Origin of the sequence: Streptomyces viridifaciens (assembly GCF_001888885.2) — a bacterium.
Taxonomy (GTDB): Bacteria; Actinomycetota; Actinomycetes; order Streptomycetales; family Streptomycetaceae; genus Kitasatospora; species Kitasatospora aureofaciens.
On the sequence record NZ_CP090841.1, the window covers coordinates 7,509,551 to 7,529,597 of the forward strand.

Genomic DNA, 20,047 nt, shown 5'->3' on the forward strand with positions numbered 1-20,047 from the left:
CCAGGGGGGTGGGGGTGCGTGGTGTTCGGGTGGGGGATCGAACTCCCGCGTTCTGGACGGTGGAGCCCGGCGGCTGCTCAGGGTCGGGCCCGGACGCGAAGCGTGTTCCGTTCGGAATGCGGGCCGCCACGGCGGAGCGCGCGCGGTCGCAGTGCGCATCACGGGAGGTCAGTGCGCGCGCAGGACCGCGCAGCCGCCGGGCGGCAGCTCGCTCAGCGGCCCGTCCGTGAGCAGGTCGTGGCTCGGCCGGGGCAGCGGTACGGCCTCGGCGCGGTGGTTGAGCAGCACGTGCCAGCCGCGGCCGTCCGGGGCGTACCGGGTGACGGCCTCGACCCCGGGCGCCAGGCCCGGCAGTTCGGGGCCGGCGCCGGATTGGGCGAGGAGCCGGTCGGCCAGGGCGGCGTAGCCGGGGTCGTCGAGGCGGGTGGACAGGTACCAGCCGTGGCCGGAGCCGAAGGCGTGGCGGGTGAGCGCCGGGCTGCCGGTGAGCATGCCATGGGTGTAGGCGGTGGCGGCCTCGGCGCCCTCGGTGCGCAGGGACTCGCTCCAGGAGGTGGCCGTCGAGCCGTCGGAGAGCGTGATCCGCTCGTCCTGGCGCAGTGGGCGGTACTCCTCGACCCGGATGCCGAGCGCCTCGCGCAGCGGTGCGGCCGGGTAGCCGCCGAGCCGGGAGTGGAGGCGCTCGTCGACCATGCCGCTGAAGTGCTGGACGAGCAGGGTGCCGCCGTCCGCGACGTAGCGGCGCAGGTTCTCGGCGCCCGCGTCGGCGAGCAGGAACAGGGCGGGGGCGAGGACGAGCCGGTAGCGGCCCAGGTCGTGCTCGGGGTGGGCGAAGTCGACCGTCCGGCCGGCGTCCCAGAGCGCCCGGTGGGCGCGGCGCAAGGCGGCGAGGTAGTCGAGCTCGGAGGACGGAAGACCGTCGACGTTCATCGCCCACCAGGCGTCGGAGTCGTGCAGGACGGCGACCTCGGCCCGGACGGTGGAGCCGGCGAGTTCGCCGAGCCGGGCGACGGCCTCGCCGGTCGCGGTGACCTCCCGGAAGATCCGGCTGTCCGGCCCGGCGTGCGGGACCATCGCCGAGTGCCACTGCTCGGCCCCGGCCCGGGACTGGCGCCACTGGAAGAACAGCGCACCCTCCGAGCCGCGGGCTATGTGGGCGAGCGAGTGGCGCAGGATGTCGCCCGGCTCCTTGGGGAGGATGCGGCCTTCGGCGTGGACGGTGTTGGTGCCCGACTCCATCAGCAGCCACGGGGCGCCGCCGGCGAAGGACCGGGCCCGGTCGGCGTCGAAGGCGGCCTGCGCGGCGGCTTCGACACCCGGCGCGCCGGGGTAGTGGTCGATGGAGACCAGGTCGACCTCGCGGCCGAAGGCCCACAGGTCCAGGTTCTGGTAGGCGGGCACCATGAGGTTGGTGGTCACCGGGCGGTCGCTGTGGGCGCGGATCGCGTCGCGCTGCTCGCGGTAGGCGGCGAGCGTCTCGTCGGACCAGAAGCGGCTGAAGTCCAGCGTCTGGCCGGGGTTGTGGTGCCACTGGGTGGCCCGGGGCGGGAGGATCTGTTCCCAGGAGGTGTAGCGCTGGCTCCAGAACGCCGTCCCCCAGGCCTCGTTGAGGGCGTCGAGGGAGCCGTGGCGGGCGCGCAGCCAGACCCGGAAGGCGGCGGCGGTGTGGTCGCACGGGCAGGGCGTCACGTACTCGTTGTGGACGTGCCACAGGGCCAGCGCCGGGTGGTCGCCGTAGCGTTCGGCGAGGGCGGCGGCGATGCGGCGGGCGGCCCGGCGGTAGGCGGGGGCGGTGAGGCAGTAGGTGTCCCGGCTGCCGTGGGTCAGTCGGGCGCCGTCGGGGCGCACCGGCAGGGCGTCCGGGTGGGCCAGGGTGAACCAGGGCGGCGGGGAGGCGGTCGGGGTGGCCAGGTCGACGGCGACGCCGTTGGCGTGCAGCCGGTCGAGGTGGGAGTCCAGCCACCCGAAGTCGTACCGGCCCTCCTCGGGTTCCAGCAGGGCCCAGGAGAAGACGCCGACGGTGGCGAGGTTGACCCGCGCCCGGCGCATCAGCTCGTCGTCCTCCTTCCACACCTGGGCGTCCCACTGCTCGGGGTTGTAGTCCCCGCCGTAGGCGAGGCCACCGAGCCGGTCGGTGAGCCGGCGGATGTCCATCTGGGAACCGTCCTTCGGGGAGTGGGGTCAGGCCCGGCGCGGGGCCGGTGCGGTGCTCTCCCGGACCACCAGGTCCGGTGGCATCAGGACGAGCCGCTCCTGCGGCCGGTCGCCCGCGGCGGTCTCGGCGATCCGCGCCATGACCTGCTCGACGGCGACCTGCCCGAGGTCCTTCTTGGCGCTGGTCACGGAGGTGAGCCGGGGGGAGTGCTGCTCGGCCATCGGGTCGGGGCAGATCGCGATGACCGAGGCGTCCTCCGGCACGGTCCGTCCGCTGGCGCGCAGCAGGCTGAGCAGCGGGCCGATCGCGGCCTCGTTCTGCACCACGAACCCGGTGGTGTCCGGGCGGTCCGCCAGGATGCGGGCCAGGGTGCCGGCGGTGCTCTCGTAGCCGCCCTCGCAGGGCCGGTGGAGGAAGCGCAGCTCGCGCCGCTCGGCGCGGGCGCGGAAGCCGTTCAGGGTGCGTTCGGCGTAGCCGGCGTGGCGCCGGTAGACCCGGCTGCTGTAGCCGATGAAGGCGATGTCACGGTGGCCGAGGTCGGCCAGGTGGTCGGCGCACAGGGCGCCGGCGGTGGCGAAGTCGTGGTCGACGCAGGACAGGCCGGTGGGGTCGCCGGGCAGTCCGATCAGGGCGGCGGGGATGTCCTGGGCCCGCAGGACCGGGATGCGGTCGTCGTCCAGCCGGACGTCCATCAGGATCACGCCGTCGGCGAGGCCGGTGGCGGCGACCCGGCGGACCCCTTCCGGTCCTTCGTCGTTGGTGAGCAGCAGGACGTCGTAGCCGTATTCGCGGGCCGCCACGGTGACCGCGATGGCGATCTCCATCATGGTGGGCACGTGCACCTCGGGGTGGAGCGGCACCACCAGGGCGATGATGTGGGAGCGCTTGCCGGCCAGGGCCCGGGCACCCGCGTGGGGGTGGTAGCCGAGGTCCGTGATGGCCTGCTCGATGCGGGTCCGGGTCTCGTCGGAGATCGGGCGCTTGCCGCTGAGGGCGTAGCTGACCGTGCTGGACGAGACGCCGGCGTGCCTGGCCACATCGGCGAGTGTCACCATCGTTGCGCTTCCTTCGTGTGGGTTCCGGTGGGGGGCGGTCCCGGTCGTGCGACGGGGAGGTCCGCAGGGTGACCGCTCCCGGTCCGTGGGGTCCGTGGGGTCCGTCGGGCCCGGTGCGGACGGCTCAGCCCTTGATCGCGCCGGTGAGGACACCGGTGCGCAGGTGCTTCTGCACGAACGGGTACACGATCACCAGTGGTACCAGGGTGAGGACCACGACCGCCATCTGCAGTGACAGCGGCGCGGTCTGCACCTGGGTGTTGCCGAAGCCGGAGTTGACGGAACCGGGCAGACCGTTGGCCCGGTTGACGTATGTCAGCAACACGTACTGCAGCGGCCACTTCTGACTGTCCGTCGGCATGTAGAGCATGACGTTGAAGAAGGAGTTCCAGTACCCCACGGCGTAGAACAGCGCGGTGACGGCGGTGACGGCGCGTGAGGTGGGCAGGACGACGGACCACAGGATCCGCCAGTCGCCGGCGCCGTCCATCCAGGCCGCGTCGATCAGTTCGGACGAGGTCTCCTGGTAGAAGGCGCGCAGCACCAGGATGTTGAAGACGGAGACGGCGCTCGGCAGGATCAGGGCCCACCACTGGTCGTAGCCGCCGAGGCCGGTGACCACCAGGAAGCTCGGGATCAGGCCGCCGCTGACGAACATCGTGACGATCAGCAGCAGCAGGACGAAGCGCTGCCCGAACGACCGCGGCCGGGAGAGGCCGTAGGCGCAGAGGACGGACACGGCCATGGACACCGCGGTGCCGACCGCGGTGATGCCGAGGCTCACCGTCAGTGCGGTGACGACCGTCGGGTCGCTGAGCATCTCACGGTACGTGTCGGTGGTCAGGCCGTCCGGCCAGATCACCAGGCCGCCGGCCCGGTTGATGGCGCCGGGGGTGGAGAAGCTGGTCAGGACGATGATCCAGAGCGGGACCAGGATGACGGCGAGCGTCCCGCCGAGGGTGAGCCCCTTGGCGGCCCGGCCGACGGCGGTGGGCGGTTCCTCCCAGGGCGGGCGGGCGGAGCGGGCCCGGCGCCGGGCGGCCACGGCCGCCCGGCGGCGCTTCTCGCGGCGGGAACCGATGGTGAGTGCGTTCGTCATTTGCGGTACAGCCCGTCCTCGCCGAAGGCGTGCGCCAGCCGGTTGGCACCCCAGATGAGCAGCAGGGAGACCACGCTCTTGAAGAGCCCGGCCGCCGCGCCGTAGCTGTAGCCGCCGGTGGAGATGCCGTAGTAGAAGGAGAAGGTGTCCAGGACGTCCGCGGCCTCGTGGCCGACGGCGTCGCGCTGGATCAGGAACTGCTCGAAGCCGACGGACAGCGCGTTGCCGAGCCGCAGGACCAGCATCAGCACGATCACCCCGCGCAGTCCCGGCAGCGTGATGTGCCACATCCGCCGGACCCGCCCCGCGCCGTCCGCCGCCGCGGCCTCGTACAGTTCGCTGTTGATCGCGCTCAGCGCCGCGAGGAAGACGATGATCCCCCAGCCCGCCTCCTTCCAGACCGCCTGGGAGGTGACCAGCAGCGCGAAGGTGTGCGGGTTGGTCATGATGTCCCAGGTGCCGATGTCGTGCTGGCGCAGGAACTGGTTGAGCACGCCGGCGCCGCCCAGCATCTGCTGGAAGATCGTGACCGCCAGCACCCACGAGAAGAAGTGCGGCAGGTAGACGACGGACTGGAAGAAGTTGCGGATCCGCTCGCTCAGCACCGAGTTGAGCAGCAGGGCCAGGGCGATCGGGACCGGGAAGAACAGGACCAGCTGGACGAAGCTCAGGTACAGCGTGTTCTTCAGCGCGGCCCAGAACGCCGGGTCGCCGAACAGCTGCTGGAACTGGTCGAAGCCGACCCATTCGCTGTGCCAGACCCCGACCAGCGGGTCGTACTCCTGGAAGGCGGTGACGATGCCGAACAGCGGCACGTAGTTGAACACCAGGAGCAGGACGACCGCCGGCACCGTCATCAGCAGGAGCGACTTGTCGCGCCGAAGCCTGATCCGCCAGTTGAGCCGCGTGTGGCCGGCCGGGCGCTCGGGTGCCGCGGTGCTCACTGGCCGGTTCCGTACTTGTCGAGGACGTTGTCGGTCATCCACTGCTTGAGCCGCCCGCCCGGTCCGGACCGCCAGCTCGCGATGGCGTCCTGCACGTCGGAGACCTTCTTCTTGCCGTGGTAGCAGTCCTTGAGGGTGTCGTTGACGTTCGGCGCGGCCGCGGCGGTGGCGAGCGCCTGCGGCATGCTGAAGTTCATGCCCCAGAAGGGCGGCTTGGTGAGGAACTTGACGTTGGCGGCCGCCCAGCTCGTGTAGTCCCTGGTGACCTGCTCGCCGCCCGGGTTGCTGATCACGGAGGCGGGGGCGGCCAGGAACGGGAAGGTCATCGCCTGGACGTCCTTCTTGCCCTCCTCGGTGAAGGTCGGCACGCCGTTGACCCGGGTGTGGTGGACGCCCTCGACGCCGAAGCTGATCAGGGTGTACTCGGCCGTGCCGTAGGGGGCGGCGAGGTAGTTCGCGACGGCGAGCAGTTCCTCGATCTGCGCCGGCTTCAGACTGGCGTTGAGGTAGCTGATCATGCTGGCGGCGGCGCCCATGTAGACCACCGGCGTGCTCCTGCCGTCGGCGCTGACGGCGTTGAACGCGCCGCGCCGGTAGTTCTGGTCCGCAGCGATGCCGGACTGGTGGTCGGACAGGTTCCAGGCGCCGAGTCCGCCGCCCGCGATGAGCGTCTTCCCGCTGTAGAAGCGGGTGGACCCGTTGGCGACGTCACCGGCCAGCGCGTCCGGGTGCATGCAGCCCGAGGCGGCCAGGCGGTAGTGCCAGTCGACGGCCTCCAGGAACTCCTGGGTCTCGAACATGTGGACCAGCTTGCCGTTGTCGATCCGCCAGTTCATCGGAACGTTCCAGGCGGTCTGGAGGTAGACCCACACGTCGTCGAAGGCCCACACGCCCCGCTTGGCGTCGGTCAGTTCCTTGCCGAGGTTCATCAGGTCGTCGGCGGACGTCACCTGGTCGGCGGTGATGCCCCGGGCTTCGAGGACGTCCCGGCGGTAGAAGGTGGCTCCGGGCACGCCGAAGCTGGTGGAGAAGCAGGGTATCCCGTAGAGCTTGTCGCCCCAGACCCCGTTCTGCCAGGCGCCGGTGGGGAGGGCGGCCAGGTTGGGGTACTTCTTGACGTTGTCACCGGACAGGTACGGGGTCAGGTCCGCGAGCTGGCTGCCGACCAGCCCGCCGGTGTTGAAGTTGGAGTTCCACCAGGAGGGCAGGTTGATCCAGTCCGGCAGCTTCTCGGCGGCGGTCATCGTCGGGACGATGGTGTTGTAGTTGATCCCGTCCGCCGGCTTCATGGACAGCTCGACCCCGAGCGCCTTGTTCAGCGCCTGGTAGAAGGAGTTGCCGACCGGAGGGGCGGTGCCCCACAGCGGGGTGACCGCCGTGTAGCTGCCGCCCTTGCCCGGAACGCCGGAGACGCTGGTGGGCGGGGCGGCCGGGTAGGAGAGGAAGCCCGGGTCGGTCGCGGCGTCGGATCCGCCCCGCACGGGTACCATGTCCGGCTTGACCGCGCCGGCGTTCGGCGCGTAGGTCGGCAGGGCCGCCTTCAGGCCCTCCCTGGTGTTCGCCCCGGCCTTCTTGGTGGAGCCTCCGCCGCAGGCGGACAGCAGGGGCGCCATCGCGGCGGCTCCCGCGACCGTGGCGGCGGTACTCAGGAAGCTCCTGCGGTTCATCCCGGATCTCATGGTGGCGTGGCCCCTCTCCGTCGAAGCGCGCTCGAAGCGACCGGATCGTCGAAGCGCTTGGATGTTTCGGCGAGACTAATGACGCGTTACCTGTTGAGCAAGAGTCTGAACAAATGCAAAATCCTTTGCTGCCTGGGGAGTTGACAGCCCCATCGGAGCGTGCCAGCGTCGAAGCGCTTCGATGAACGACTGCCGAGCCAGAGCCCGTCCGAGGGGTGTTCCCACGTGAGTTCCGTTCCCGCGTCCGCCGCCGGCCTGCCCGACTTCCGCAATCCCACGCTGCCCCTGCGCAAGCGTGTCGACGACCTGCTCCACCGGCTCACGCTCGACGAACGGCTCGCGATGCTGCACCAGTACGCGCCGGCCGTTCCGCGCCTGGGCGTAGCCCCGTTCCGCACCGGTAGCGAGGGCCTGCACGGCGTCTCCTGGCTCGGCGTGGCGACGGTCTTCCCGCAGGCCGTCGGCCTCGGCGCCAGCTGGGACGAGGAGCTGGTGCGCGGCGTCGCCGGGGCGGTCTCGACCGAGCTGCGGGCCTTCCACCACCACCGCCCACCGGCGGTCGGCACCCGCGAGGAGCGCGGACCCAACTCCCTCCAGGCCTGGGCCCCCGTGCTCAACCTGCTGCGCGACCCGCGCTGGGGACGCAACGAGGAGGGCTACTCCGAGGACCCGGTGCACACCGCGCGGGTCGGCGAGGCGTTCTGCCGCGGCCTCTCCGGCGACCACCCGACCTACCTGCGGGCCGCCCCGGTGCTCAAGCACTTCCTCGCCTACAACAACGAGGACGACCGCTGCACCACCTCCTCCGGACTGCGCCCGCGTGTCCTCCAGGAGTACGACCTCGCCGCCTTCCGCCCCGTCGTCGCCTCCGGCGCCGCGACCGGCGCGATGGCCGCGTACAACCTGGTCAACGGCCGCCCCTGCCACGTGAGTCCGCTGATCGAGACGGAGCTGCGCCGCTGGGCGAAGCCGACCGGCCACGAGCTGTTCGTGGTCAGCGACGCCGAGGCCCCCTCCAACCTGGTCGACCCGGAGCACTACTTCGACGACCACGCCGAGTCCCACGCCGCCGCGCTCAAGGCCGGCATCGACAACTTCACCGACCACGGCGAGGACAGCGGGACCCCGATCGGCCGACTGCGCGAGGCGCTGGAACGCGGCCTGATCGACGAGGCCGACGTGGACCGCGCCGTCCGCCGCCAGCTCGAAGTGCGTTTGCGCCTCGGCGAGTTCGACCCCGAGCTGGACCCGTACGCGGGCATCGGCCCCGAGGTCGTCGACAGCCCCGAGCACCGCGCCCTGGCCCGGAGGGCCGCGGCAGAGTCGACCGTCCTGCTCAAGAACGACGGCCTGCTGCCGCTCGACCCGGTCCGCGCGCGCCGGATCGCCGTGATCGGCCCGCTCGCCGACACCCTCTTCGAGGACTGGTACAGCGGCACCCTGCCCTACCGGGTGGGCATCGCCACCGGGCTGGCCGAGGCCCTCGGCGCCCACGGCGGCGAGGTCGTCACGGTGGAGGGCTCCAACCGCATCACCCTGCGCTCGCGCACCACCGGCGAACTGCTGGGCAAGTCCGCCTTCGACGTGACCGACTGGGGCGGCGGCGCCTCCACCCTGCGCGAAGTCGACACCGGCCGCTACCTCGCCCTCCAGGACGACGACGCCCTTGCCGCGGGCCAGGACGTCATCAAGAGCTGGTTCGTCAAGGAGACCTTCCGGATCGAACCCGACGGCCCCGACACCGTGCTGCTCCGCTCGGTGTTCACCGGTCGCTACGCCGCCGTGGATCCGAGCGACGGCCGGGTGGCGGTCACCGCCGAGAGCGCGGAGGACGCCGAACGCTGGCAGCGCGAGCTGGTCCGCGACGGCGCAGCCGAGGCCCGGGCGGCCGCCGCGACGGCGGACGTCGCGGTCGTCGTCCTCGGCAACCACCCGCTGATCAACGGCCGCGAGACCGAGGACCGCGCCGACATCGACCTGCCCGAGGGGCAGGAGGAGCTGCTGCGCGCCGTCGCGACCGTCCGCCCGGACACCGCCCTGGTCGTGATGAGCAGCTACCCGTACGCCCTCGACTGGGCCGACGAGCACCTGCCCGCCGTGGTGTGGACCTCCCACGGCGGTCAGGAAACGGGGAACGCGCTGGCCGACGTCCTGCTCGGCGGGGCCGAGCCCGCCGGCCGCCTGCCGCAGACCTGGTACCGGGGCGACGACCCGCTGCCCGCCCCGCTCGACTACGACATCATCAAGGCCGGCTGGACCTACCAGTACCACCGTTCCGCCCCGCTCTACTCCTTCGGCCACGGGCTGAGCTACACCGACTTCACGTACCGCGACCTGAGCCTGTCGCAGCCGTCGATCGCCCAGGACGGCTCGGTCCGGGCCACCGTGACCCTGGAGAACAGCGGGACGCGGTCCGGCAGCGAGGTGGTACAGGTCTACGTCCGTGCCCTGGAGGCCCGCTACGAAGCGCCCCGGCTGCGCCTGGCGGACTTCCGCAAGGTCCGGCTGGATCCGGGTGAGAGCCGCGAGCTGACCTTCGTACTGCCGGCCGAGCAGCTCGCCCACTGGTCCGTCGCCACCGGCGGCTTCACCGTCGAGCCCGGCGGCTACGAGGTGGTCGTCGCCCGTGGCGCCGACCACCCCGTGCTCACCGCGCCGCTCACCGTGACCGGGTCGCCCGCCGCGCCGCGAGCGGGCGTCGAACACCGGATCCCGGCCGTCGACTTCGACGACTACGAGGACGTCACCGTCGTCGACGCCACCCGCTCCGACGGCGATGCCGTCACGCCCGCCGATCCCGCACAGCCCGCGTCGCTCCTCTTCCGCGAGGTCGACCTCTGCGGTGCCCGCACCATCGAGGTCGAGACCGCCCGGGAGGGCGCCGGCACCGGTGGGGCGCGGCTGGAAGTCCGGTCGGGCGACCGGGTGCTGGCCGAGATCGACGTGCCCGTGACCGGCGACCGCTACGCCTGGACCAGCACCACCGCCGGGCTCGCCGTCCCGCTCGACGGCGTGCACGACCTGAGCCTGACCCTGCACGGCGACTTCCGGCTGGCCGCCTTCCGCTTCGGCACGGCCGACTGATGCCTGCCGCCCCACGCGTCCGCGCCCGCGTCCGCGCCCGCCTCCGTCCGAGCCCGCGGCCACCCACCGCCCGGAGGCGGCCCGCACGTCACTGCTCACGCCCCACCACCCCACCCCGAACCCGCGACACCCGGAGGAAGCCCCCGTGCCGCTCACCGACTTCGGAGCCGACGAACTCGGCGACTACCAGCCCGAATCGACCATCCCGCAGGACTTCGACGAGTTCTGGCAGCGCACCCTCGCCGAGGCCCGCTCGCACGGCGGGGCGGTCAAGGCCGAACGCGTCACCGCGCAGCACGGGCTGCGCACCGTCGAGGTCGACGACGTACGGTTTCCCGGCTGGAACGGCGAACCGGTGGCCGCCTGGCTGCTGCGTCCGCGCGGCGCGGCGGGCCCGCTGCCGGTCGTCGTCACCTACCTGGGCTACTCCGGCGGCCGGGGCCTGCCCACCGAGCACCTGTTCTGGTCCGCCGCCGGCTACGCCCAGCTCGTCGTGGACAGCCGGGGGCAGGGGCACGACACCCCGGACCCGGCCACGGGCGACGGTACCCAGTGGGTCGGGGGCTTCATGACCCGCGGCATCGACTCCCCGGAGACCTACTACTACCGCCGGCTGATGACCGACTGCGTGCGCGCCGTGGACGCCGTCGCGGAGTTCCCCGGTCTCGACACCGACCGGATCGTCGTCGCCGGGGTCAGCCAGGGCGGCGGACTGGCCCTCGCCGCCGCCGGGCTCAGCGGGGACCGGGTGGCCGCGGTGATGCCCGACGTCCCCTTCCTGTGCCACTACCGCGAGGGCGCGCAGACCGCCCTGGACGGGCCGTACCAGGAGCTCGTCAACTACCTGCGCTGGCACAGCCGGCACCGGGTGCGGCCGGCCTTCGCCACCCTCGACTACTTCGACGGCGTCAACTTCGCCCGGCGGGCCACCGCACCGGCCCTGTTCAGCGTCGGCCTGATGGACCCGGTCTGCCCGCCCCGGACGGTCTACGCGGCCTTCAACCACTACGCGGGCGAGGACCGCACCATGACCGTCTGGCCCTTCGCCGACCACGCCGGCGGCTGCGGCTCCAACCCGCCCGTCCAGCTGTCCTGGCTGCGCGGGCGCGGGCTGGCGCCGCAGCCGTGACCGAGTGCCCGCCCACCGAGACACCCCGCGTCGACCACGACACCCCGACCCGAACCCCCGAGGACAGTCACCACTGGTACCGGGGCCTGATCACCGCGCACCGTGCGCGGACGGAGGAATCCGCCAGATGAAGTTCACCGACGGCTACTGGCTGATGCGCCCGGGTGTCACCGCGCGCTACGCCACCGAGGTCGCCGACGTCCGCACCGGCGAGGACCGGATGACCCTGTACGCGCCCGTCAGACACGTGCGCGGCCGCGGTGACACGCTCAACAGCCCACTGCTGACCGTGGAGTGCTGGTCCCCGGCCGAGGGGGTGATCGGGGTGCGCGCCACCCACCACGCCGGCTCGGTGCGGCGCGGACCGGAGTTCGCACTGCCCGGAGCCGAGGCGGGCAGCGGAAAGGTGCGCCGGGACGGCGACGTGGTGGAACTGGCCTCGGGCGAGCTGACGCTGCGGGTGGACACCTCCGAGCCCTGGCAACTGGAGTTCACCGCCGGCGGGCGGGTGCTCACCACGGTGGGCGAGCGTGGCACCGGCTTCGTCACCGACGCCGACGGCCGTCACCACATGCTCGGACAGCTCGCCCTCGGCGTCGGCGAACTGGTCTACGGCCTGGGGGAGCGGTTCACCCCGTTCGTCCGCAACGGCCAGGTGGTGGACATCTGGCAGGCGGACGGCGGCACCAGCAGCGAGCAGGCGTACAAGAACGTCCCGTTCCACCTGACCAACCGGGGCTACGGCGTCTTCGTCAACCACCCCGGCAAGGTCAGCTACGAGATCGGCTCCGAAGCCGTCGGCCAGGTGCAGTTCAGCGTCGAGGACCAGTCGCTGGAGTACTTCGTCGTCCACGGCCCCACCCCCAAGCAGGTCCTGGAGCGCTACACCGCCCTCACCGGCCGCCCCGCGCTGCCCCCGGCCTGGGCCCTCGGCCTGTGGCTCACCACCTCCTTCACCACCGACTACGACGAGGCCACCGTCAACCGCTTCGTCGGCGGGATGGCCGAGCGCGGAATCCCGCTCAGCGTCTTCCACCTGGACTGCTTCTGGATGCGCGAGTACCAGTGGTGCGACTTCGTGTGGGACCCGGACACCTTCCCCGACCCGACCGGGATGCTGGCCCGGCTCAAGGAGCAGGGCCTGCGCATCTCCGCCTGGATCAACCCGTACATCGCGCAGAAGTCGGCGCTGTTCGACGAGGGCGTGCGGGAGGGCCACCTGGTGCGCCGCCCGGACGGCACCGTCTGGCAGTGGGACCTGTGGCAGCCCGGGATGGCCCTGGTGGACTTCACCAACCCGGCCGCCCGCACCTGGTACACCGACAAGCTGCGCGCCCTGCTGGACATCGGGGTGGACTGCTTCAAGACCGACTTCGGCGAGCGCATCCCCACCGACGTGGTCTGGCACGACGGCTCCGACCCGGAGCGGATGCACAACCACTACACCCAGTTGTACAACCGGACGGTGTTCGAACTGCTCCGGGAGGTGCGAGGGGAGGGGGAGGCGCTGCTGTTCGCCCGCTCCGCCACCGCGGGCGGCCAGCAGTACCCCGTGCACTGGGGCGGCGACTGCGAATCGCACTTCAACGCCATGGCGGAGTCGCTGCGCGGCGGCCTGTCCCTCGGTCTGTCCGGCTTCGGCTTCTGGAGCCACGACATCGGCGGCTTCGAGGGCACCCCGACACCCGCCGTCTTCAAGCGCTGGACCCAGTTCGGCCTGCTCTCCTCGCACAGCCGGCTGCACGGCAGCAAGTCCTACCGGGTCCCGTGGGAGTTCGGAGCGGAGGCCGTCGAGGTCACCCGGGAGTTCACCCTGCTCAAGCACCGCCTCGCGCCCTACCTCCAGCGCGCGGCCCAGCAGGCGCACGCCAGCGGCCTCCCGGTGATGCGCGCGATGGTGCTGGAATTCCCGGACGACCCGGCCGCCGCCGCACTCGACCGGCAGTACCTGCTCGGCGACGACCTGCTCGTCGCCCCGGTATTCACGGAGGACGGCACGGTCGAGTACTACGTGCCGGAGGGCGCCTGGACCAACTTCCTGACCGGCGCACAGGTCACCGGGCCGCGCTGGGTGCGCGAACAGCACGGCTTCCACACCCTGCCGCTGCTCGCCCGCCCCGACTCCGTCGTCCCGCTCGGTGCGGACGACCAGCGCCCGGTCTCCGCCTGGGCGGAGGGCGTCGAACTGCGCGTCCACGCGTTCGCCGACGGCGCCGAGCGCACCGTCGTGATCCCGCGCTCCGACGGGCCCGGCGAGACCGCCCGCTTCCACGTGCGCCGCACCGGCGACCGCCTCACGGTGGCCACCGACAGCCCGCACCCCTGGCAGCTGCGCATCGGCGGTCCGGACGGTGCCCTGCACGTCAGCCGGGCCGGCACCCCTGAGGCCGAGCTGCCCTACCCGGCCTGAGGCCGGCCCCGTGCGCGGGGCCCCGCACGTCGCCACATGGGCGTGCGGCGCCCCGCCCCCGCGGGCAACGGCCCACTCCCACCTGCCCGTTGAGACGAACAGAGGAAGGTCCCTTGTCCTACAGCATTCGCGCGGGCGCTCTGGAACGCCACACCGCCGCCGAGATCCTCCGCATCGAGCCCTGGGGACCGGACGCCGTCCGGGTGCGCGCCTCCTCCGGGACCATCGACCCCACCGCCCCCGGCGCGCTGGAGAACCCTGCGCCCTGCCCGCACGCCGAACCGTCAGTCTCGGACGACGGCCGCGCCCGCCTGGTCAACGGCCGCATCGCCGTCGAAGCCTCGGCGGACGGCCGGCTGAGGTTCCACCACGCCGCGTCGGGCCGCGAGCTCCTCGCCGAGCGGAGCCCGCACGCCCACCACGGCGCCGTTCGCGTCCACGCGGCGGACGGCCGGACGGAACAGTCCTTCCAGGCCTACGACGGGGAACGGCTGCACGGCCTGGGGCAGCACCTGCACGGACGCCTGGACCAGAAGGGCTGTGTGATCGACCTCGTCCAGGCCAACACCGTGGTGGCCGTCCCCTTCCTGCATTCCTCGCGCGGCTACGGGCTGCTGTGGAACAACCCCGCCACGGGCCGTGTCGAACTGGGCGCCGACGCCACCCGGTGGACGGCCGACGGCGGCGGGCGCATCGACTACTGGATCACCGCGGGCGACACCCCGGCCCAGATCCTGGACTCCTACACCCGGGCCACCGGCCGCCCGCCCCTCCTCCCCGAGTGGGCCTCCGGCTTCTGGCAGTCGAAGCTCCGCTACCGCACCCAGGACGAACTCCTCGCGGTGGCACGGGAGTACAAGAAGCGTGGACTGCCGCTGTCCGGCATCGTCTGCGACTTCTTCCACTGGCCGAGGATGGGCGACTGGCGTTTCGAGAAGAACGAGTGGCCCGATCCCGCCGCCATGACCAACGAGCTGTCGGACCTCGGGGTGAAGCTCGCCGTCTCGGTGTGGCCCACCGTCGAGCACGGCAGTGACGCGTACGACGGGATGCGCTCGGCCGGGCACCTGGTCCGGGACGCGGGCGGCGGTCTGCTGAGCTTCCCGTGGCCGTCCCGGTACAGCGGCGAGGCACGGATCCACCCGATGGCGTACTACGACGCCACCCATCCCGGAGCCCGCGCCGCGCTGTGGCAGCGGCTGAACGACAACTACCGCTCTGCGGGCGTGGCGTGCTTCTGGCTGGACGCCTGCGAGCCCGACGTGCCCCCGGGCATCGCCGAGCGCGCCGTCTACGCGGCCGGGCCCGCCGCCGAGGCCGCGAACCTCTACCCGCTGGAGCACATCCGCGGGGTGGCCGAGGGGCTGCGCGCGGCGGGCGAGGACCGGCCGCTGTCGCTGGTCCGCTCCGCGTGGGCGGGCAGCCAGCGGTACGGGGCCCTGCTGTGGTCCGGCGACATCCCCACCACCTTCGACTCCCTCGGGCGCCAGATCCGGGCCGGGCTGAACGTCGCGATGAGCGGCATCCCCTGGTGGAACACCGACATCGGCGGCTTCTTCGGCGGCGACCCGGACGACCCCGCGTACCGTGAACTGCTGATCCGGTGGTTCCAGTACGGCACCTTCAGCCCCGTCATGCGTCTGCACGGCGACCGGGAGCCCAACTTTCCCGCCTTCTCCGCCGACATGACCGGCGGGCCGAACGAGGTCTGGTCGTACGGGGAGCAGGCGTACCCGATCCTCCGCGACCACCTGCTGCTGCGCGAACGCCTGCGCCCGTACCTTCGGCGGCTGTCCGAGGACGCCCACCGCACCGGTGCCCCGCCGATGCGCCCGCTGTTCTTCGACTTCCCCGAGGACGAACGCGCGTGGGAGGTCGACGACCAGTTCCTACTCGGCCCCGATCTGCTGGTGGCACCCGTGTACGAGGCCGGCGCCCGGGCCCGCCGGGTGTACCTGCCGGCCGGTGCCCGCTGGCTCGAGCCGGTCACCGGACGCGCGCTGGAGGGGGGAAGCGCGCTCGACGCGGAGGCCCCGCTGGAACGCCTTCCGGTCTTCGTGCGGGAAGGGGCCGACGTCGCGGACCTGTTCGGCTGACTCCCCACACGGCCGGCGTGACCGGCGTGACCGGCCGGTCACGCCGGCCGCGCCGGGTGGTTCGCAGGGGGGCGCCGGTCAGCGGAGCTGCGAGAGGACGAAGGCGAACTCGGCTCCTTCGGCCCGCAGCTGGTACCGGGGCAGCGGGCCGGGCCCGCAGGAGGCGGTGCCGATGCCGTGCAGGGCGTGGTCCAGGTTCACCCACACGGCGTCACCGGGCGTGAGGTCGGTGAGGTGGGCGGCCGCGTCCAGTCGCTCGGTGGTCCAGCGGCGGGCGGTGAAGTAGAAGGCCGGGTCGCCCTCGATGCGCAGGCCGCCAATCTCGGCCCAGCGGACGTCGGCCCGTGCGCCGTTCTCCTGCGGGCGCACGTAGGGGGTCTGCAGTTCGTCGACCGTGGACTCGTAGCGGCCGAGCCTGGCGGCGGCCCTGGTGTCCGGGTACCCCTCGTGGGGGCCGGCACCGAACCAGCGCACCTCGTCCGCCGCGGCGAGCGCGAGCCGCACGCCGAGGCGGGGCAGCGGCACGGGCCATTCGCCGTCGGGCCGCACCGACACGGTCAGCCGCAGGCGGTCGCCGTCGCTGGTCCAGCGGTAGTCCGTGTCGAGGCCGAACTCCCGGGCGGCCGGGGCCACCCGGGTCCGCACGGTGAGCGTGTTCTCGCCGAGTTCCACCGCGTCCAGCCGGTGCCGCATGCGGTGCAGACCGGCGTTTCGCCACAGCGCGGCGGTTCGGGTGCCGGTCAGCCAGTCGGTGCCCTCGTCGTTGTCGGTGGGCGCCCGCCACACGTCCAGTCGCAGGCCGCTGACCTCGACGGTGCCGATGGACCCGAGCGCGCCGGTACGGGGGTCGAAGCGGGCCGGGCCGAGGGTGATCGCGCCGTCGCCCGAGACGGGGCCGACGGCCGGGCGGAGGACCGGCCGCGTCCGTTCGGTCACCGGGAACTGGCCCCACGCGACCTCGTGGCCCCTGGGAGCCCACGCGGTGTCGGCCGCCAGCACCGCCCGGACCGTCCACCGGGTCTCACCGTCCTCGGGGCCGGCGGGCCGCGGCGGCAGCTTCACCACCGCCGATTCGGCGGGCGCGAGCCGAGGCACGACCAGCGGGCCGGTCTCGACCGTCTCGCCGTCCACCTGGTACGACCACTCGAAGGCCAGTGCGGCGAGGTCGGCGAAGTCGTACCGGTTGGTGACCGTCACGGTGCCGTCGGCGCCGTCCCCGTGGATGCGGACGGGCTCGATGACCTTCTTGTACTCCAGCAGACCGGGGGACGGCCTGCGGTCCGGGAAGACCAGGCCGTCGCAGACGAAGTTGCCGTCGTGCAGTTCCTCGCCGAAGTCTCCGCCGTAGGCGTAGCCGAGTCCGGGGTGGGCGATGCCGTGGTCGATCCACTCCCAGACGAACCCGCCCTGCAGCCGGTCGTAGGTCTCGAACAGCCGCTGGTACTCGGCGAGTCCGCCGGGGCCGTTGCCCATGGCGTGGCCGTACTCGCAGAGGATGAACGGCAGCCGGCGGCGCTTGTGGGTGCCGCCGTCCAGTTCCCGGCCGATCCGCTCGACCTCGGCGTGTCCGGCGTACATCCGTGAGTACATGTCGGTGTCGCGGCTGTTCGGGTCGCCCTCGTAGTGCACGAGGCGGGAGGGGTCGCGGTGGTGGATCCACTCGGCCATCGCGGTGAGGCCCCGTCCGGTGCCGGCCTCGTTGCCCAGCGACCAGATGACGACCGAGGGGTGGTTCTTGTCGCGTTCGACCGTGCGGGCGGCGCGGTCGAGCAGGGCGGGGGTCCAGCGGTCGTCGTCGACGGGGTTGTCGCGCCAGTCCTGTTCGGTGAAGCCGTGGGTCTCCAGGTCGCACTCGTCGATGACCCACAGGCCGTACTCGTCGCACAGGTCTAGGAAGGCCGGGTGGGGCGGGTAGTGCGCGGTGCGGACGGCGTTGATGTTGTGCTGCTTCATCAGCAGGACGTCCCGGCGCATGGTCTCCGGGTCGAGGGCACGCCCCGTCCCGGGGTGCCACTCGTGGCGGTTGACGCCCTTGAAGAGCACCGCTGTGCCGTTGACCCTGATCAGCCCGTCGGCCAGCTCCACGGTGCGGAAGCCGATCCGTAGCGGGACGCGCTCGCCGGCGGTGACCAGCTCGCCGTCGTACAGCGTCGGCACCTCGGCGGACCACGGCCGCACCGGCACCGTGACGGTGGCTCCCGTCGCGACGTCGATGCCCAGGGCCGGCACGGACACCCGTCCGGCGGTGTCGGACTCGACGCGGAGGGTGCCCTGGCCCGTGCGGTGGTCGAAGGAGGCGTGCACGAAGAAGTCGCCCGCGCAGCCTTCCGGGCGGTGCCGCAGGGTGACGTCGCGGAAGATGCCGGGGAGCCACCACTGGTCCTGGTCCTCCAGGTAGGAGCCCGCCGACCACTGGTGGACGCGTACCGCGAGCACGTTGCCGCTCGGCTCGAGCAGGTGGCCGACGGCGAACTCGTGCGGCAGGCGGGAGCCCTTGAACTCGCCGAGCCGGGTGCCGTTGAGCCAGACGCGGGCGCAGGACTCGACACCGTCGAAGCGCAGCACCGCGCCGCCGTCGTCCGGCCAGTCCTCGGGCAGGTCGAAGCGGTACAGGTGGTCGCCGGTCGGGTTCTCCGTCGGCACGCGTGGCGGGTCGACCGGGAAGGGGTACAGGTGGTTGGTGTACGCGGGCCGGCCGAAGGCGCCGTCGCCCTGGAGGACCCAGTGCCCCGGGACGGTCACCTCCGCCCAGTCGGCAGCGTCGAATCCGGGCTCGGCGAAGGACTCGTCCCGGGCGTCGGCCGTCGGCGAGACCCGCAGGAGCCAACTGCCGTTCAGCGACAGGCTCGTGGCGCTCGACGAGGCGTACCAGGCGCGGGGCGTCATGGTTCCTCGGCCCGGGGAGTGGTCCTCGAAGTAGTCGTTCGTCATCCCTTTGGCGCTCCCTGTGTGATCAGTGGTGACAGGAGAGGTGGACGGTCGGGTCGCCATGGACTGCTTCACCTCCCGGCGGGCCGGAAAACCGAACCGGGGCGCAGCGGTGGTCCCTCGGTTCCCCGTCGGGCGGTCACGACGACCACCGTAGCTCCCGGCCGCCGTGGAGGCCGGGTCGTGCCGCCTGCACGACCCGGCCGGGCTCCGGCACCGGTCAGCGGGCGCCGAGGAGGTGTTCGAGGGCGAGCTGGTCCAGCTGCTCGAAGGCCATGCCGCGGCCGGCTGCGGCGTCCACGTCGAACTCCTCGAAGGCGGAGCGGTCCGCCAGCAGCCCGGCGACGCCGTCATCGGCCGTCGGGAGGGCGAGTTCGGGCAGCCGGGAGGCGGCGAGCGCGGCCCGGACCTCGGGGTCGGCCCGGAAGGCGCGGGAGCGCTCGGCGAGCAGCAGGTAGTTGCGCATGCAGCCGGCCGCCGAGGCCCAGACGCCGTCGGCGTCCTCGGTGCGCGGCGGCTTGAAGTCGAAGTGCCGCGGGCCGTCGTAGCCGGCCGACTCCAGCAGGTCGACCAGCCAGAAGGCCTGCCGCAGGTCGCCCGCGCCGAAGCGCAGGTCCTGGTCGTACTTGATGCCGGACTGGCCGTTGAGGTCGATGTGGAACAGCTTGTCGTGCCACAGGGCCTGCGCGATGCCGTGCGGGAAGTTGAGGCCGGCCATCTGCTCGTGGCCGACCTCCGGGTTGAGGCCGACCCGCTCGGGACGCTCCAACTCGTTGATGAACGCCAGGGCGTGGCCGACGGTGGGCAGCAGGATGTCGCCGCGCGGCTCGTTGGGCTTGGGCTCGATCGCGAAGCGCAGGTCGTAGCCCTGCTGCTCCACGTACTCGCCCAGCAGGTCGAAGGCCTCCTTGAGCCGGTCGAGCGCGGTCCGCACGTCCTTGGCCGCGCCGGACTCGGCGCCCTCGCGCCCGCCCCAGGCGACGTAGACCGAGGCGCCGAGTTCGACGGCCAGGTCGATGTTGCGGATGGTCTTGCGCAGCGCGTAGCGCCGTACGTCGCGGTCGTTGGCGGTGAAGGCGCCGTCCTTGAAGACCGGGTGGGTGAACAGGTTGGTGGTCGCCATCGGGACCTTCAGCCCGGCGGCGTCCAGCGCGGCGCGGAAGCGCTTGACGGTCTCCTCGCGGGTGGCGTCGCCCGCGCCGAAGGGGATCAGGTCGTCGTCGTGGAAGGTGACGCCGTAGGCGCCGAGTTCGCCCAGACGCTGAACGGTCTCGACCGGGTCGAGGGCGGGGCGGGTCGCGTCGCCGAAGGGGTCGCGCCCCTGCCAACCCACGGTCCACAGGCCGAAGGTGAACTTGTGCGCGGGGGTGGGGGCGAGCGGGTCGCTGGACATGGAGCGGCTCCGGATCAGTGCCAGGGGGTGTTTGTCAGGACTCTCAACAAATTAGTATGCCGGAACGTCGGAAGG

The 20,047-nt window shown here is 72.4% G+C and carries 11 protein-coding genes; 4 read left to right on the forward strand and 7 right to left on the reverse strand.

Annotation, left to right across the window (positions count from 1 at the left end; translation table 11 throughout):
* Positions 1–168: 168 nt before the first annotated feature.
* From BOQ63_RS40825 to BOQ63_RS40845, 5 genes are all read right to left on the reverse strand, one after another.
* Positions 169–2,154 carry a beta-galactosidase gene (locus tag BOQ63_RS40825; RefSeq protein WP_072655994.1) on the reverse strand — a complete coding sequence of 662 codons (1,986 nt, stop codon included), beginning with the start codon at positions 2,152–2,154 and terminating at the stop codon, positions 169–171.
* Between the two features lie 27 nt (positions 2,155–2,181).
* The gene (locus tag BOQ63_RS40830) at positions 2,182–3,210 is read right to left on the reverse strand and encodes a LacI family DNA-binding transcriptional regulator (protein WP_030279269.1); all 1,029 of its coding nucleotides are present in this window, start codon (positions 3,208–3,210) and stop codon (positions 2,182–2,184) included.
* Between the two features lie 124 nt (positions 3,211–3,334).
* Positions 3,335–4,309, reverse strand: coding sequence for a carbohydrate ABC transporter permease (locus BOQ63_RS40835; protein ID WP_079183979.1), 975 nt, complete (start codon positions 4,307–4,309; stop codon positions 3,335–3,337).
* Positions 4,306–5,253, reverse strand: coding sequence for an ABC transporter permease (locus BOQ63_RS40840; RefSeq protein WP_232790647.1), 948 nt, complete (start codon positions 5,251–5,253; stop codon positions 4,306–4,308). Before BOQ63_RS40840 ends, BOQ63_RS40835 begins: the two co-directional genes overlap by 4 nt.
* A complete protein-coding gene (locus BOQ63_RS40845) occupies positions 5,250–6,920 on the reverse strand; it encodes a type 2 periplasmic-binding domain-containing protein (RefSeq protein ID WP_072655995.1) in 1,671 nt (556 codons plus the stop codon). The genes BOQ63_RS40840 and BOQ63_RS40845 overlap by 4 nt, the downstream gene beginning before the upstream one ends.
* Positions 6,921–7,157: 237 nt before the next feature.
* Here BOQ63_RS40845 and BOQ63_RS40850 point away from each other — a divergent pair, with 237 nt between their 5' ends.
* From BOQ63_RS40850 to BOQ63_RS40865, 4 genes are all read left to right on the forward strand, one after another.
* Positions 7,158–10,016: a glycoside hydrolase family 3 protein gene (locus BOQ63_RS40850; protein WP_072655996.1), complete on the forward strand. Its 2,859-nt coding sequence runs from the start codon at positions 7,158–7,160 to the stop codon at positions 10,014–10,016.
* 145 nt (positions 10,017–10,161) lie between these two features.
* On the forward strand, positions 10,162–11,145 hold the full coding sequence (locus BOQ63_RS40855) for an acetylxylan esterase (RefSeq protein WP_072655997.1): 984 nt from the start codon (positions 10,162–10,164) through the stop codon (positions 11,143–11,145).
* A 127-nt stretch (positions 11,146–11,272) separates the two neighbouring features.
* Positions 11,273–13,555 (forward strand): alpha-xylosidase, encoded by a 2,283-nt coding sequence (yicI, locus tag BOQ63_RS40860; RefSeq protein WP_030279282.1) that lies wholly within the window; start codon positions 11,273–11,275, stop codon positions 13,553–13,555.
* 113 nt (positions 13,556–13,668) lie between these two features.
* The gene (locus BOQ63_RS40865; protein ID WP_072655998.1) at positions 13,669–15,651 is read left to right on the forward strand and encodes a glycoside hydrolase family 31 protein; all 1,983 of its coding nucleotides are present in this window, start codon (positions 13,669–13,671) and stop codon (positions 15,649–15,651) included.
* Between the two features lie 78 nt (positions 15,652–15,729).
* Here BOQ63_RS40865 and BOQ63_RS40870 read toward each other — a convergent pair whose 3' ends face one another.
* Both BOQ63_RS40870 and xylA read right to left on the reverse strand, forming a co-directional pair.
* A complete protein-coding gene (locus BOQ63_RS40870) occupies positions 15,730–18,582 on the reverse strand; it encodes a glycoside hydrolase family 2 TIM barrel-domain containing protein (RefSeq protein WP_030550371.1) in 2,853 nt (950 codons plus the stop codon).
* 217 nt (positions 18,583–18,799) lie between these two features.
* Positions 18,800–19,972, reverse strand: a complete 1,173-nt coding sequence (gene xylA, locus BOQ63_RS40875; RefSeq protein ID WP_072655999.1) for a xylose isomerase — start codon at positions 19,970–19,972, stop codon at positions 18,800–18,802.
* Positions 19,973–20,047 lie beyond the last annotated feature (75 nt).